This window comes from Burkholderia sp. IMCC1007 (genome assembly GCF_027257875.1).
Lineage (GTDB): Bacteria > Pseudomonadota > Gammaproteobacteria > Burkholderiales > Burkholderiaceae > Burkholderia.
In genome coordinates, this window is the sequence record NZ_JAPVQY010000012.1 from 113,411 (window position 1) to 127,749 (window position 14,339).

General features: G+C 68.4%; 13 protein-coding genes. 8 read left to right on the forward strand and 5 right to left on the reverse strand.

From position 1 onward, the window contains the following. Positions 1-15: 15 nt before the first annotated feature. Positions 16-1,404, forward strand: coding sequence for a multidrug efflux MATE transporter NorM (gene norM / locus O1Q03_RS14250; protein ID WP_269504226.1), 1,389 nt, complete (start codon positions 16-18; stop codon positions 1,402-1,404). A 144-nt stretch (positions 1,405-1,548) separates the two neighbouring features. After that, the gene (gene fumC / locus O1Q03_RS14255; RefSeq protein ID WP_269504227.1) at positions 1,549-2,943 is read left to right on the forward strand and encodes a class II fumarate hydratase; all 1,395 of its coding nucleotides are present in this window, start codon (positions 1,549-1,551) and stop codon (positions 2,941-2,943) included. A 45-nt stretch (positions 2,944-2,988) separates the two neighbouring features. On the opposite strand, the gene O1Q03_RS14260 is transcribed toward fumC, so the two are convergent. Beyond that, complete coding sequence (locus O1Q03_RS14260; protein ID WP_269504228.1) at positions 2,989-3,501, reverse strand: acyl-CoA thioesterase; 513 nt, start codon at positions 3,499-3,501, stop codon at positions 2,989-2,991. Positions 3,502-3,630: 129 nt separating this feature from the next. After that, positions 3,631-3,771 (reverse strand): hypothetical protein, encoded by a 141-nt coding sequence (locus O1Q03_RS14265; RefSeq protein WP_006753078.1) that lies wholly within the window; start codon positions 3,769-3,771, stop codon positions 3,631-3,633. A 201-nt stretch (positions 3,772-3,972) separates the two neighbouring features. Between O1Q03_RS14265 and O1Q03_RS14270 the strand changes: the two genes are divergently transcribed. Both O1Q03_RS14270 and O1Q03_RS14275 read left to right on the forward strand, forming a co-directional pair. Continuing rightward, positions 3,973-4,680 carry an ArsR/SmtB family transcription factor gene (locus O1Q03_RS14270; protein ID WP_269504229.1) on the forward strand — a complete coding sequence of 236 codons (708 nt, stop codon included), beginning with the start codon at positions 3,973-3,975 and terminating at the stop codon, positions 4,678-4,680. A gap of 160 nt (positions 4,681-4,840) precedes the next feature. Next, the gene (locus tag O1Q03_RS14275) at positions 4,841-7,396 is read left to right on the forward strand and encodes a DUF6600 domain-containing protein (protein WP_269504230.1); all 2,556 of its coding nucleotides are present in this window, start codon (positions 4,841-4,843) and stop codon (positions 7,394-7,396) included. A 105-nt stretch (positions 7,397-7,501) separates the two neighbouring features. Here O1Q03_RS14275 and O1Q03_RS14280 read toward each other — a convergent pair whose 3' ends face one another. Together O1Q03_RS14280 and O1Q03_RS14285 are read right to left on the reverse strand one after the other, a co-directional pair. Beyond that, positions 7,502-8,473: a thymidylate synthase gene (locus O1Q03_RS14280; protein WP_269504231.1), complete on the reverse strand. Its 972-nt coding sequence runs from the start codon at positions 8,471-8,473 to the stop codon at positions 7,502-7,504. A gap of 41 nt (positions 8,474-8,514) precedes the next feature. Beyond that, complete coding sequence (locus tag O1Q03_RS14285) at positions 8,515-9,912, reverse strand: sigma-54 dependent transcriptional regulator (RefSeq protein ID WP_269504232.1); 1,398 nt, start codon at positions 9,910-9,912, stop codon at positions 8,515-8,517. A 511-nt stretch (positions 9,913-10,423) separates the two neighbouring features. Between O1Q03_RS14285 and O1Q03_RS14290 the strand changes: the two genes are divergently transcribed. Both O1Q03_RS14290 and O1Q03_RS14295 read left to right on the forward strand, forming a co-directional pair. Continuing rightward, the gene (locus O1Q03_RS14290) at positions 10,424-10,786 is read left to right on the forward strand and encodes a hypothetical protein (RefSeq protein WP_269504257.1); all 363 of its coding nucleotides are present in this window, start codon (positions 10,424-10,426) and stop codon (positions 10,784-10,786) included. A 228-nt stretch (positions 10,787-11,014) separates the two neighbouring features. Continuing rightward, on the forward strand, positions 11,015-11,515 hold the full coding sequence (locus O1Q03_RS14295; protein ID WP_269504233.1) for a dihydrofolate reductase: 501 nt from the start codon (positions 11,015-11,017) through the stop codon (positions 11,513-11,515). Between the two features lie 89 nt (positions 11,516-11,604). Here O1Q03_RS14295 and pmbA read toward each other — a convergent pair whose 3' ends face one another. Further along, on the reverse strand, positions 11,605-12,975 hold the full coding sequence (gene pmbA / locus O1Q03_RS14300) for a metalloprotease PmbA (RefSeq protein ID WP_269504234.1): 1,371 nt from the start codon (positions 12,973-12,975) through the stop codon (positions 11,605-11,607). Positions 12,976-13,102: 127 nt separating this feature from the next. On the opposite strand from pmbA, the gene yjgA reads away from it, so the two are divergent. After that, on the forward strand, positions 13,103-13,708 hold the full coding sequence (gene yjgA / locus O1Q03_RS14305) for a ribosome biogenesis factor YjgA (protein ID WP_332112533.1): 606 nt from the start codon (positions 13,103-13,105) through the stop codon (positions 13,706-13,708). Beyond that, positions 13,692-14,306, forward strand: a complete 615-nt coding sequence (mog, locus tag O1Q03_RS14310) for a molybdopterin adenylyltransferase (protein ID WP_269504236.1) — start codon at positions 13,692-13,694, stop codon at positions 14,304-14,306. The genes yjgA and mog overlap by 17 nt, the downstream gene beginning before the upstream one ends. The last annotated feature ends 33 nt before the right edge of the window (positions 14,307-14,339 follow it).

Below are 14,339 nucleotides of genomic sequence, written 5' to 3' on the forward strand. Positions count from 1 at the left end.
GCGAGCGCCCATTCCATGTCGCATTCCGGTCTTACGCGGACGGCCGCCGCGCCGCCGTCGCTGTCCAGTCATGCCGCCGATACCGCGCGCCTCGCCGCCCCGCTCGCGATCGCGCAACTCTCGCAGATGGCGATGAGCGTCACCGACACGGTGCTGCTCGGCTCGCTCGGCCCCGATTCGCTCGCGGCCGGCGGCCTCGGCGCGAACTTCTTCTTCGTCATCGTGACCGTGCTGCAGGGCGTGCTGTCGTCGGTGAGCGTGAGCGTCGCGCATGCGCGCGGCGCGCAGGCCGAACACCGGGTGCCGCACATCTACTGGACCGGCTTCGTGCTGTCCGTACTGCTCGCGATTCCGGCGATCGTCGCGCTGTCGCTGTCCGAACCGATCCTGCTGATGTTCCACGAGCCGCCGCTGCTCGCGCATCACGTCGGCGAGTACACCGGCATCCTGCGTTTCGCGGCGCTCGGCAGCCTGATCGGCGTCGGGCTGATGCGCGCGTTCCTGCCCGCGATCGGCGCCGCGCGGCGGCTGCTGTGGGTGTCGATCGGCGGGGTCGGCGTCAACGCCGTGCTCAACTACGGGCTGATCCACGGCGCGTTCGGCCTGCCGCGGCTCGGCTTCCTCGGCTCCGCGGTCGCGACGACCATCACGATCTGGCTGACCGCGCTCGCGCTGATCTGGCTGCTGCACGGCCGCCAGCGGTTCCGCCATTTCGTGACAGCGGCGCGCCCGAAGCTGCCCGTGATGGGTGAGCTGATCGGCATCGGCTGGCCGGTGGCGATCACGTACGGGGTCGAATCGACGCTCTTTCTCGCGACGGGCCTGACCGTCGGCGTGCTCGGCGCAACGTCGCTCGCCGCGCATCAGATCGCGCTGAACGTCGCGTCGGTGGCGTTCATGGTGCCGCTTGCGATCGGCCAAGCCGCGAACGTGCGGGTCGGCTACTGGGTCGGCGCCGGCCAGCCGGTGGCCGCGCGCCACGCGGGCTTCGTCGCGCTCGGTCTCGGCATCGCGTTCATGTCGCTGTCGGGGCTCATGCTGATCGTCGCGCCGCATGCGATCGTCGGCCTGTACCTGCACCTCGACGACCCGGCCAACGCGGCAACCGTGTCGCTCGCCGCGTCGCTGCTCGGCATCGCCGCGGTGTTCCAGATCGTCGACGGGATGCAGACGGTCGGCTCGGGCGCACTGCGCGGGCTGCGCGATACGCGCATCCCGATGCTCGCGGCGACCTTCGGCTATTGGGGGATCGGCTTCCCGACCGGCTACTGGCTGGCGTTCCACGCGGGCCTCGGCGCGCGCGGCCTGTGGTGGGGGCTCGCGGCCGGCCTCGCGAGCGTCGCCGTGCTGATGGCATGGCGCTTCCATCTGAAGAGTGCGTCGCTCATCGCAGCGACGCGCTGAGCGCGACACGACGCAAAATCGCCGCCGGCGCTATGCTTGACCGTTGAAGATCCAGAACGCCGCCGTCCAGGCGGCGCGACTGCCTCACGATACGCCCGACGCCGCGCGACGCGCGGCCTTTCCCCTTCCCAAGAGGAGTGCATCATGAACGAAGCAGTTCGGATGGAACGCGACACGTTCGGCGAGATCGCCGTGCCGGCCGACCGGCTCTGGGGCGCGCAGACCGAGCGCTCGCTGCAGAATTTCCGGATCTCGACGGAAAAACAGTCGCCCGAGCTGATCCACGCGCTCGCGATCGTCAAACGCGCGGCAGCGGCCGTCAACCAGTCGCTCGGCGTGCTCGCCGACGACAAGGCGCACGCGATCATCGAAGCCGCCGACGAAATCATCGCGGGCAGGCATCCGCGCGAATTCCCGCTCGCGGTGTGGCAGACGGGCTCCGGCACGCAGACCAACATGAACCTGAACGAGGTGATCGCGAACCGCGCGAGCGAACTGCTCGGCGGCGAGCGCGGCGAAGCGCGCAAGGTCCACCCGAACGACGACGTGAACCGTGGCCAGTCGTCGAACGACGTGTTTCCGACCGCGATGCACGTCGCTGCCGCGTATGCGATCGTCAATCACCTGCTGCCCGCGCTGCGCACGCTGCGCACGACGCTCGACGCGAAGTCGAAGGCCTTCGCCGACATCGTGAAGATCGGCCGCACGCACCTGCAGGACGCGACGCCGCTCACGCTCGGCCAGGAATTTTCCGGCTATGTCGCGCAACTCGACCAGGGTATCCGGCACGTCGAATCGACGCTACCGCATCTGTACGAACTGGCGCTGGGCGGCACCGCGGTCGGCACCGGGCTGAACGCGCATCCGGCGTTCGCGGTGCGCGTCGCCGACGAGATCGGCCGGCTGACGAAGCTGCCGTTCGTGACGGCGCCGAGCAAGTTCGAGGTGATGGCGGCCGCCGACGCACTGGTGTTCGCGCACGGCGCGCTGAAGACCGTCGCGGCCAGCCTGATGAAGATCGCGAACGACGTGCGCTGGCTCGCGAGCGGGCCGCGCTGCGGGCTTGGCGAACTGTCGATTCCGGAGAATGAGCCGGGCAGCTCGATCATGCCGGGCAAGGTGAATCCGACTCAGTCGGAGGCCGTGACGATGCTGTGCTGCCAGGTGTTCGGCAACGACGTGGCGGTCAACGTCGGCGGCGCGAGCGGCAACTTCGAGCTGAACGTGTTCCGGCCGATGATCGCGCACAACGTGCTGCAATCGGTGCGGCTGCTCGCCGACGGCGCGCAGAGCTTCAACGACCACTGTGCGGTGGGCATCGAGCCGAACCGCGCGCGCATCGACCTGCTGCTGAACGAATCGCTGATGCTGGTGACGGCGCTCAACCCGCACATCGGCTACGACAAATCAGCACAGATCGCGAAGAAGGCGCACAAGGAAGGCACGACGCTGAAGGCGGCCGCGCTGGCGCTCGGTTACCTGACCGAGGCGGAATTCGATGCGTGGGTGCGACCCGAGCAGATGATCGGATCGCGGTAATCCCGCGCTGACGGGCGCGGCGCGAACGCGCGGCGCCCGTGGGCGTCAGACCGCGCCCTTCGCCACTTCTTCGGGCTTCATCTCGACGATCTTGTCGAGCGCGGCGCGCACGTCGGCCGCGTATTTCGCGAGCACTTTCTGCTCGTCGGTCTCGGGCACGAACGGCGGCACCGGCACCGGGTTGCCGTTCTCGTCGACCGCGACGAACACGACGAGGCAGTCGGTCGTCTGACGCAGCACGCCGCCCTTCGGATCGCCGGCATGCACCGATACGTGGATGTGCATGCTGGTGCGGCCCGTCGCGACGACGCGCGCCTTCAGTTCGACGAGGTTGCCGACGAGGATCGGACGCTGGAAGCGGATGTTGCCGACGCTGACCGTCACGCAGTAGCGGCTCGACCAGACCGCCGCGCATGCATACGCGACTTCGTCGATCCACTTCATCAGCGCGCCGCCATGCACCTTGCCGCCGAAGTTCACGGACGACGGCTCGGCGAGGAAGCGGAATACGGTTTCGGTGCGGTCGAGGGCGGCCGGTACGGGGGTGGGTTGGGACATCTTGTGGCTCCAGGCGGCGGGGGCGCTGCAATCGGCGCATTATACGTTGCACTGCGACAACGCGTCGCCCTACGCGCCGCACGCACAACCGGGTGTCGAAGCGCAATGCCCGCCGGAAACCGGGGCCCGTCAGCGACGCACCGTGATTCCCTGATCGATCGTCCCGTACATCTCGAGGCTGCCGCCCCGCTCGCCGGCGGCACCCGCGCCGCCCTGCGCACAGGCCGCGCAGACCAGCGCGGCCGCCAACAGGCAGAAAATCGTCTTCATCGTTGCATCGTGTCGCATCCGGCGGCCCACTGCCGCCGCGTCCGGCCATTCTACGCGCGCACGGCCGGCGGCCGCAGTCCGGCCCGCCGCGGCGATGCCGCGCCGGCGCCGCCTCGCCGCATTCGACATTTCACCCGAACGCGAAACATCGAATGCGCTCAGCCTCTACACTGCATTCATCCCGCCAGACGAGACACGACGATGACCGATCAAGACGACCACCACTTTCCGGGCCTGAGCCGCATCGGCGCGCTGATCGCGGATCCCGGGCGCGCCGCGATGCTATGGGTGCTGATGGACGGCAGCGCACGGCCGGCGGGCGAACTGACGATGATCGCGGGGCTGTCGCCGTCCGCCGCGAGCGCGCACCTCGCCCGCCTCACCGACGGCGGCCTGCTCGCGCTCGACGTGCGCGGCCGGCACCGCTACTACCGGCTCGCGTCGGCCGACATCGCGGCGTCGCTCGAAGCGCTCGCGAACGTCGCCCGCGCAGCGGCCCCGCATCGCCCGGTTCCGCCGCCATCGCGCACGGTGCCGGCGGAGTTGCGCTATGCGCGCACCTGCTACGACCACATGGCCGGCGAACTCGCGGTCCGGATCTTCGACGGACTCACCGCGCGCGGCTGGCTGCAGGCAAACGGCGACGAGATCGAGACCACCGAGCTCGGCGCGCAGGCACTCGCGCGCTGGGGCATCGACGTGGAGCAGCAACGCACGCGCCGGCGCCGCTTCGCATGCGGCTGCCTCGACTGGAGCGAGCGCCGCGCACATCTCGGCGGCGCACTCGGCGCGGCGCTGCTCGACAGCTTCTGCGCGCATGGCTGGATCGAGCGCTCCGCGCGACCGCGCGTGCTGCGCGTCACCGTGCCCGGCCAGCAGATTTTCGACGGATGGCTTACGTCCGTTTGACGCGTGCCTTGCGCCGCACGACAACGGCGCGCGATGGACAGGTTTTGTTACATCGCGAGCCAATCGACTTACAAAACACCGAGCACTGAAACAGGCCGACCGGATATCGTGAGCTGGACGGCACGAATCGACGCGCCGCGTCCACGACAAGACGCTCAACATGGCCACCCTGTTCAAGCTGAAGCCAACCGCCCGCTGCACCCTGCTCGCGTGCGCCGCGCTGGCGACCCTGCCCCCCGCATTCGCGCAATCGACCGCTGCGGCGGCGTATGCGGCCGCTGCCGGTCAAGCGGGCGGCGACCCGCCCGGCCGCGTCGCCCGGCTCAACTACCTGTCGGGCGCGGTGACGACGGAGCCCGCAGGCACCGATACGTGGTCGTACGCTGCCGTGAACCGGCCGCTGACCACCGGCGACCAACTATGGAACGACGCTGACGCGCGCTCGGAGCTGCACATCGGGTCGACGGCCGTGCGGCTCGGCGCGTCGACGAGCGCGTCCGTGCTGAACCTGGACGACACGACGACCCAGCTGAAGGTCGGCCTCGGCACGGTGTCGACGCACGTGCGCGAGCTGCCGTCCGGCGGCTCGTATGAAATCGACACGCCGAATCTCGCGCTCGGCATCGGCGGCCCCGGCGACTATCGCGTCGACGTCGCGCCTAACGGCACGAGCACGACGGTGACGGTGCGCAGCGGCACGGCAACGGTCTACGGCAGCAACGGACAGTATCCGCTGTCGGCCGGGCAGCGAGTCGTGTTCACCGGCACCGACCTGCAGATCGCGCAACAATCCGGGGCGCCGGCGCCCGATGCGCTCGACCAGTGGGCCGCCAGCCGCGACGCGGCCGAGGAACGCTCGGTGTCCGCCCGCTACGTGTCGCGCGACATCCCCGGCTATCAGGATCTCGACGCGAACGGCACGTGGCGAGAAACGCCGAATTACGGCGCGGTCTGGGTGCCGAACGACACGCCGGCCGACTGGGCGCCCTATCACGACGGGCATTGGATCTGGCAGGCGCCGTGGGGCTGGACTTGGGTCGACGACGCCCCGTGGGGCTTCGCGCCGTATCACTACGGCCGCTGGGCCTATGTCGACGACAGCTGGGCGTGGGTGCCCGGCGCGATGGCCGTCAGCCAGCCGCCCGTCTATGCGCCGGCACTCGTCGCGTTCGTCGGCGGTGGCGGCGGCCCCGACTGGAGCGTCGCGCTGACGGTCGGCGGCGTCGCCGCGGCCGGCTGCGCATGGTTCGCGCTCGGCCCCGGTGAAGCGTGGCACCCGGGCTGGGGCGGCTGGAGCCCGCATTACTACGATCGCGTGAACCGGAACATCGTGGTGAACAACGTCACGGTGAACAAGATCGTCAACGTGACGAACATCACCAACATCACCAACATCAACAAGACGTACGTGAACTTCCGCGCGCCGCATGCGATCACGGCCGTACCGGCGTCGGCATTCGTGCACGGCCAGCCTGTCGCGCACTTCGCGCAGCACGTCGATCCGCGGCAATGGCGCAACGCGCACGTGACGCCCGGTACGCCCGGCATCGCGCCGGTGCGCCAGAGCTTTACCGGGGCGCTGCGCACCGCCAGCTACCGTCCGCCGGCGGCGATCGGACAGCATCCGTTCGTCGCGACGCGGAATCCGGCCGTACCGGCCGCCTATCGCGACCAGGCGGCCGCGCATCTCGCCCGGCAAGGCGAGCACGTGCCCGGCGCGGGCGCGCCGGTCGTGAAGACCACCGTGCCGCCGGACTATGCGGCGCGCCAAGTCCATGTGCCGGGCAATCCGAAAGGCGGCGCTTGGGCGATGCGCAACGTGCAACTCGTGAATCCGCACGGCCCCGTCGTGCAGCCGGCTCATGCGCCGCGCGAAGCCGAGCCCGCTCATGCTCAGGCTCAGGCTCAGGCTCAGGCCGCGGCGCCGGGTATGCCGATGCAGGCCATGGCGAACGTGGCGCGGCCCGCGAACGGTGCGGCACCCGATGCAGCGCGCTTTGCCAACGGCGGCACGCCGCAGCCGCCGGGCCGCGAGACCCCGCATTCGGCGTTCGCCCCGGGCAACACCGTCCCGCACCCGCCAGCCGCCGGCAACGGTCCGGACGAACGCGGCACGCCGCATGCAGCCGCCACGCCGACGCCCGTCTGGATGCAGCCGCACACGCCCATGGAACGTCAGCGCCCGACGCCGCCGACCGCGCTGCACGCGGCGGGACAGAACGCGCTGCCGCCCGTGCGCAGCGCGGCGCTGGTGCCGCATCCGGAAAACACGCCGGGCGAACCCGGCATGCGCCAGGAAATGCCGCGCGCGTTGCCGCAACCGCGACCCGACACGACCGCGCAGATGTCGCAACCGCGGCCGCACCCTGATTTCGCGGCGCCGGCCCCGCATTCGCAACCGCGACCGGAACGGGCCGTCCCGGCACCGCAACCACGTCCTGACTATGGGCAACCGGCACCGCGCCACGAAGTCGCGCCGCCGCGCGTGAACGAGTATCGGCCGCCCGCGCCGGCCGCGCACCCCGTGCCGCGACCGCAGCCGCCGGCACCGCGCATGGAGCCACGGCCGTCGATGCCCGCCCCGCGCATGGAGCCGCGCCCGATGCCCGCGCCGCACATGGAACCGCGGCCGCAGGCGGCGCCGGCACCGCACGTCGAAGCGCCCCACCAGGGCAATCCGCCAGCGGGCGGTCACGAGGAGCGACGCCGCCAGTAACCGTCTGCGATGAAGCGAGAAGGCCCGGCCGGCTGATGCCGGTCGGGCCTTCATCCTGCTGCCGGGCGGCATCGCGTGTCGCGCGCCGCCCGGCTCGGCGGGTCGTCAGACCGCCATCGGCGCGGTCAGCGGCTCATGGTGCCGATAGCCGACGAGCGAGAAATCGGACGGTTCGATCTGCTCGAGCCATTCAGGCGCATACACACCCGTCTTCGCGTAGTCCGGCACGCGCTCGGCGATCTCGAGCCGCGGGCTTTCGTACGGCTCGCGCGTGAGCTGCTGCTGCAGCATGTCGAGCTGGTTCTCGTAGATGTGCGCGTCGCCGATGAAATACGTGAACCAGCGCGGCGTATAGCCCGTCAGCCGCCCGACCAGCGCCAGCAGTGCGGCCCCTTCGGTCAGGTTGAACGGCGTGCCCAGCCCGACGTCGTTGCTGCGGATGTACAGGCACAGCGAAATCTCGCGCTTCGCGACGTTCGGCAGGAACTGATACAGCAGGTGGCACGCGGGCAGCGCGATCTGGTCAAGCACCGCCGGATTCCACGCATGAAACAGAATGCGGCGGTCGGACGGGTTTTCCATGATCGTGTCGAGGCACTGGCGCAACTGGTCGATCGCCTTGTAAAGCAGCACCTTCGGCGCACCGTCCTCGTCGAAGCACGTGACGATCCGGAAACCGCGGCGCGTCGCGTCGGCGATCTGCGCGTCGGCGCCCGCATCGAGCACCTTGTAGCCGGGCCACTGGCGCCATTGCACGCCGTACACGTCGCCCAGATCGTCGACGCCCTGGCGATACGGGTTCGCGAGCCACTGCGCATTGTCGTTCGCGTTCGCGTCCCACACCTTGCAGCCGAGCGCGCGGAAATCGGCCGCGCTGCGCGATGCACGCAGGAAACCGACCAGTTCGCCGATCGCGGACTTGAACGCGAGCTTCTTGGTCGTGACGGCCGGGAAACCTTGCTGGAGGTCGAAACGCAGCATCGCACCGGGCATGCTGATGGTGCGGATGCCCGTGCGGTTCTCCTGCCAGGTGCCGGTGTCGAGGATGGTGCGAACGAGATCGAGGTACTGTTTCATGCGGGTTCCTTCGGCCGCGAGGGCGGCCGTACCCGCCAATTTTAGCAAGCGTGCCGCGGAACCTCCGGCGACGGCGCGGAAAACCCTGCCAGCGTGTCGCCGCGATCGCGCATTCCGTGCGCGCACATCAGCCGGTAGAGCGTGACGCGCGACACGCCGAGTTCGCGTGCGGCATCGGCGAAACGGCCGCGATGACGCAGCAGCGCCTGCTCGATCGCCTGCCGTTCGGCCGCCTCCCGCGCCTCCGTCAGCGACACGGGCGCGAGCGTCGCGAACTCCTTCAGCTCGAGATCGGCCGCGCTGATCATCCGGCCCTCGGACATCACGATCGCCCGGCGCACGCGGTTGATCAACTCGCGCACGTTGCCCGGCCACGAGTAGCCGTACAGCGCGGCGATCGCATCCGGCGAAAAACCGCGCAGACGGCGATGCGCGTCGCCCTTGAAACGCTCGAGCATGTGGCGCGCGAGCACCTCGATATCCTTGCCGCGCGCCCGCAGCGGCGGCTCCTCGATCTTCAGCACGCACAGGCGATGGAACAGGTCCTCGCGGAAACGTCCGTCGCGCAGCGCCGCCTCCATGTCCACGTGGGTCGCGCAAATCACGCGTACGTCGACCGCCACCGATCCGTGCGCGCCGAGCCGCTCGATCTTGCCTTCCTGCAGGAAGCGCAGCAGGCTCGCCTGGCTTTCGAGCGGCAGGTCGCCGATCTCGTCGAGAAACAGCGTGCCGCCATTGGCCGCTTCGACGCGGCCGATCTTGCGCTGATTCGCCCCCGTAAACGCGCCGCGCTCATAGCCGAACAGTTCGGCCTGCAGCAGCGTCGACGGGATGGCACCGCAATTGATCGCGACGAACGGCGCCTGCGCGCGCGACGAGCGCTCGTGAATCGCGACGGCCGTCAGCTCCTTGCCCGTGCCGGATTCGCCGGAAATAAATACGGGTGCATCGGTCGTCGCGACGCGCCGGATCGTCTTGAACAGCCCGAGCATCGCATCGCAGGTGCCGACCATCTCGCCTTCGGCGCGCCCGGCCCCGACCGGCGACGCGACGGACTCGGTCAGTGCGATCATCCCGTGCGCATGGCCGACCGTCTCGACGATGCGCGCGGTTTCGTACGGCATCGTCACGTAGTCGAAGCAGTAGTCACGAATCAGATGCCGCAGCATGACGTCCTGCAATTGACCGCGCCGGGTCGCAGCGATCCAGCCGATGTGCTGAATGCACAGACACGCCTCGAGTTCGCGCAGGTCCGCGGGCCTGAAACCCGGTGAAAAATCGAGCAGGCCGGCGGATGCAACGCCGTGCTGCACGACGCGCCGCACGTCGCGCGGGGTCTCCGCAAGATCGACACGCCATCCGCATTCGTCGAAATGCCTGCGCAACGCGTCGTTCGGCTCGCGCGAAAAATAGATCACATGCCGCTGCTCGGCTCGCATATGCGCACCCCGTTCATCAACCGTCTAACGATTGCCGCGCACACGAAATCACGTGCAAAAAGATCGAATCGGTCAGCCGAAGCGGCTACTAGGCTCGATTCGCCATGTCCATACGCGGCACTGACAAGCCTCGCACGATGGCGCTTGTTTCGCGTCCAGGTGTTTTTGATCAAGACAGCTTAGTTATAGGCGCCGCATACGACAAACCGATTGCAGCGCACATGGGCGAGCGGCCGAATCGCTCAGCGGTCGATATAGGTCAATCATCTGCACAGAGCACGGGCGGTCACACGTTCCGTATTCCGTATCGACACATGCGCCGATTTTCATCCTTGAAGCGTGACGAATGAATCCGCAGTATTCCCGAGCCCCATCGTTTCAGGCCTGAAACATTTTTTCGGCCTTTTCGACCGCGACTCACAATGCGCACGAGCGAGTCGCCGTTGCGACAACGCTGCGCGCGCGATGGCATGCATTTCGCTGAATGGGTAACAGATCGGAGAGCGTGACCATGCGTACAGCCCTTTTGCTTTCTCTCGTCCCCGCTGCGATTGCGCTTGCAGCAGCCGGTATGTTCGTGCCGGCGTACGCGGACGAAGGCGTGATGCCTGATCACGCGACGCTGCTTGCCGTCACTACGCTGAACGCACCGCAGGACAGGGGCTTCGACATCATGTTCGTCGCGGTACCGCATCGGATTTCCTCCGACAAGTCGTCAGTGACGCTGTGGGACGAGATCGCGCCGCCTGCCCGGCAGCCGGTGCCGGTTCCTGCACCGCGCCCCGGCGCCACGCAGCACACGATGGCATGCAGCGCCGGCATGCCTGCTGCATCAATGATGCGCACGCGAGTTCGCATCCCTGACATTCAATAAGGATTACATATCGATTGAATTCGTCATGAACGTCGAATCGCGTCCCGCATCGTCGATGCAACCACGCGCACCTTTTTTGTGTCCGTCCCCCGGCGGGCACTCTTTTTATTCGGGGCATCGCCGTCGCGCATGCCCGAAAGCAAACCCCGCTGCCCGCTCGCACCGAATCCGGCAGACGTCGCCGTTCCGGTAGAATCGGCGCCATTCCGATTCCCTTTTCCGACTCTCATGACGACGTTGACCCTGATCGTCGCGCGTGCCCGCAACGGCATCATCGGCCGCGACAACCAGTTGCCCTGGAAACTTCCCGAAGACCTCGCATTCTTCAAGCGCACGACGATGGGTGCGCCGATCGTGATGGGCCGCAAGACCCACGAGTCGATCGGCCGGCCGCTGCCGGGCCGCCGCAACATCGTCGTCACGCGCGACGCAACGCGCCGCTTCGACGGCTGCGACACGGTCACGTCGCTTGCTGACGCGCTCGCGCTCGCCGCGCGCGACGGCGTACCCGAAGCATTCCTGATCGGTGGGGCTCAGCTCTATACGGAAGGCCTCGCGCTCGCGGACAAGCTGGTCGTCACCGAGATCGACGCGGACTTCGACGGCGACGCGTCGTTCCCGGCGCCCGATCCCGCGCACTGGCACGAAGTGTCGCGCGACGCGCACCAGGCTGCCGCGCCGAACACCTTCAGCTATGCATTCGTCGTCTACGAGCGCAAGCGTGGCTGACGCGCAACGCAACGTGACGCGCAATAAAAAACCCGACCGGCTCGCGCCGCTCGGGTTTTTTACTTGGCTGGCGGCCGATGCCGCTCGCCTTACTGGCCGGCGATCGTCATCTGCTCGATCAGCACCGAGCCCGTTTCCTTCGTGCCTCGCACGATCGAATCCGCGCCGATCGCGACGATATGCCGGAACATTTCCTGCAGCGTGCTCGCGACGGTGATTTCCTCGACCGGGTACTGGATCACGCCGTTCTCGACCCAGAAGCCCGCCGCGCCGCGCGAATAGTCGCCGGTCACGTAGTTCACGCCCTGCCCCATCAGTTCGGTCAGCAAGAGGCCCGTGCCGAGCTTCTTGAGCATCGCGTCGAAATCGTCGCCCGGTTGCGTGTTCGAGCTGCGCAGCGCGAGGTTGTGCGAGCCGCCGGCATTGCCGGTGGTCTGCGTGCCGAGCTTGCGTGCGGAATAGGTCGACAGGAAGTAGCCTTCGACGACACCGTCGCTGACCACGTTGCGCGCGCGCGTGCGCACGCCTTCCTCGTCGAACGGTGCGCTGCCCATTGCGCGCGGCACGTGCGGATCCTCGACGACCTGGACGTGCGGTGCGAACACCGGCTTGCCGAGGCTGTCGACGAGGAACGAGGTCTTGCGGTACAGCGCGCCGCCGCTCACGGCCTGCACGAATGCCCCGAGCAGGCCGGCCGCGAGCGGCGCCTCGAACAGCACGGGCACCTTGCGGGTGTCGAGACGGCGTGCGCCCATCCGCGCGAGCGCACGTTCGGCCGCGTAGCGCCCGACGGCTTCCGGCGCGGCGAGATCGACCGCGCTGCGCTTCGACGAATACCAGTCGTCGCGCTGCATGTGGCGGCCGCTGCCCGCGATCGGCGCGCACGCGATGTAGTGGCGCGAATACGGGTAGCCGGACAGAAAGCCGCGCGACGTCGCGAGCACGAACTGCGAATGCTGCGCCGACACGCTCGCGCCTTCCGAGTTCCGGATCTGCGGGCTGACCGCGAACGCGGCGTCTTCCGCGCGGCGGGCGAGCTCGACGGCGTCGTCGGCCGACAGCGCCCACGGATGATAGAGATCGAGGTCGCGCGGGTCGGTTTCGAGCAGCTCGGCTTCGGCGAGGCCGGCCGCGTCGTCTTCTGCCGTGAAGCGCGCGATGTTGTATGCGGCGGCAACGGTATCCTTGATCGCGGCCGGCGAGAAGTCGGACGTGCTCGCGTTGCCGCGCTTCTTGCCGATGAACACGGTCACGCCGACCATCTTGTCGCGGTTGTGCTCGATCGTCTCGACCTCGCCGCGGCGCACCGACACCGACAGGCCGTCGCCTTCGGAGATTTCAGTCGCGGCGTCGCTCGCACCGAGCGCCTTCGCATGGCGAAGGATGTCCGAGGCAATTTCTTTGAGCTGGTCCTGCGTGTGCGGGAAATAGCGCGCTTGTACGTCGAGATTGGCTGCCATCGTCTTGATATCCGGTGGCGGGCGGGCGCCCGCATGTTCAAAATGTTGCGTATCCCGCGATCATAGCAAGGTCCGGGGCCGGATACCGACAAGCTTCGGGGGTCCGCGCCGCGATACAATGCCGCCCATGACACGCAAAACCCGAATCCAGCCGATCGAACATGCCGTCGAAGAAGACGACAATGGCTACGATCGCCCCAGCAAATCCCAACTGAAGCGCGAGATGCACGAGCTGCAGGTGCTCGGCCAGGCGCTCGTGGATCTGCCGAAAGACGCGCTCAAGCGCATGCCGATGCCAGAAAGTCTCGCGGACGCCGTGCGCGAGGCGCGCCGGATCACCGATCACGAAGGCAAGCGCCGCCAGCTCCAGTACGTCGGCCGCGTGATGCGCTCGCTGACCGACGACGAAACGGCCGCGTTGCGCACCGCGCTCGACGCCCAGCGCGGCGTGAACAAGGCCGCGACGGCCCGCCTGCACTGGATCGAACGCACGCGCGACCAGCTGCTCGCGAGCGACGACGCGCTGACCGAATTCCTCCGCCAGCATCCGGAAGCCGACATCCAGGAAGGCCGCACGCTGATCCGCAACGCGCGCAAGGAAGCGCAGCAAGGTAAGCCGCCGCGCTATTTCCGCGAGCTGTTCCAGTGGATCAAGACCGCGAGCGGCACGGGCGACGCGGACGGCGACGCAACCCCGGACGACGCCGGAGACGACCATGACGACGAAGCGTAATCACCCGGACGAACTCGTGGTCGGCCTCGTGTCGATCAGCGACCGCGCGAGCACGGGCGTCTACGAGGACAAGGGCATTCCGGCGCTGCAGGAATGGCTCGCCGGCGCGCTCGCGTCGCCGTGGCGCGCCGAGACCCGGCTGATCCAGGACGACGCACCGACGATCTCCGCCACGCTCGTCGAACTCGTCGACGTCGCCGGCTGCGATCTCGTGCTGACGACGGGCGGCACGGGCCCCGCACGCCGCGACGTGACACCGGAGGCCACGCTGGCCGTGGCGACGAAGGAAATGCCGGGCTTCGGGGAGCAGATGCGGCAGATCAGCCTGAATTTCGTGCCGACCGCGATCCTGTCGCGGCAGGTCGCCGTGATCCGCGAAACGGCCGACGCCGACCATGCGGCGCTGATCGTCAACCTGCCCGGCCAGCCGAAATCGATCCGGGAAACGCTCGAAGGGCTGCGCGATGTCGACGGCAAGCCGACCGTGCCCGGCATCTTCGCCGCGGTGCCCTATTGCATCGACCTGATCGGCGGCCCGTACGTCGAGACCCACGCCGCGGTGGTCGCGGCGTTCCGGCCGAAGAGCGCCCGGCGCTGAGCGTTTGCCGAGCGCCGAGCGTGTGCCGGCCCG

Bases quoted from the DNA above. Each gene is read 5' to 3' on its own strand.
- norM (WP_269504226.1), top strand. From the start codon at position 16: ATGTCGCATTCCGGTCTTACGCGGACGGCCGCCGCGCCGCCGTCGCTG.
- fumC (WP_269504227.1), top strand. From the start codon at position 1,549: ATGAACGAAGCAGTTCGGATGGAACGCGACACGTTCGGCGAGATCGCC.
- O1Q03_RS14260 (WP_269504228.1), bottom strand. From the start codon at position 3,501: ATGTCCCAACCCACCCCCGTACCGGCCGCCCTCGACCGCACCGAAACC.
- O1Q03_RS14265 (WP_006753078.1), bottom strand. From the start codon at position 3,771: ATGAAGACGATTTTCTGCCTGTTGGCGGCCGCGCTGGTCTGCGCGGCC.
- O1Q03_RS14270 (WP_269504229.1), top strand. From the start codon at position 3,973: ATGACCGATCAAGACGACCACCACTTTCCGGGCCTGAGCCGCATCGGC.
- O1Q03_RS14275 (WP_269504230.1), top strand. From the start codon at position 4,841: ATGGCCACCCTGTTCAAGCTGAAGCCAACCGCCCGCTGCACCCTGCTC.
- O1Q03_RS14280 (WP_269504231.1), bottom strand. From the start codon at position 8,473: ATGAAACAGTACCTCGATCTCGTTCGCACCATCCTCGACACCGGCACC.
- O1Q03_RS14285 (WP_269504232.1), bottom strand. From the start codon at position 9,912: ATGCGAGCCGAGCAGCGGCATGTGATCTATTTTTCGCGCGAGCCGAAC.
- O1Q03_RS14290 (WP_269504257.1), top strand. From the start codon at position 10,424: ATGCGTACAGCCCTTTTGCTTTCTCTCGTCCCCGCTGCGATTGCGCTT.
- O1Q03_RS14295 (WP_269504233.1), top strand. From the start codon at position 11,015: ATGACGACGTTGACCCTGATCGTCGCGCGTGCCCGCAACGGCATCATC.
- pmbA (WP_269504234.1), bottom strand. From the start codon at position 12,975: ATGGCAGCCAATCTCGACGTACAAGCGCGCTATTTCCCGCACACGCAG.
- yjgA (WP_332112533.1), top strand. From the start codon at position 13,103: ATGACACGCAAAACCCGAATCCAGCCGATCGAACATGCCGTCGAAGAA.
- mog (WP_269504236.1), top strand. From the start codon at position 13,692: ATGACGACGAAGCGTAATCACCCGGACGAACTCGTGGTCGGCCTCGTG.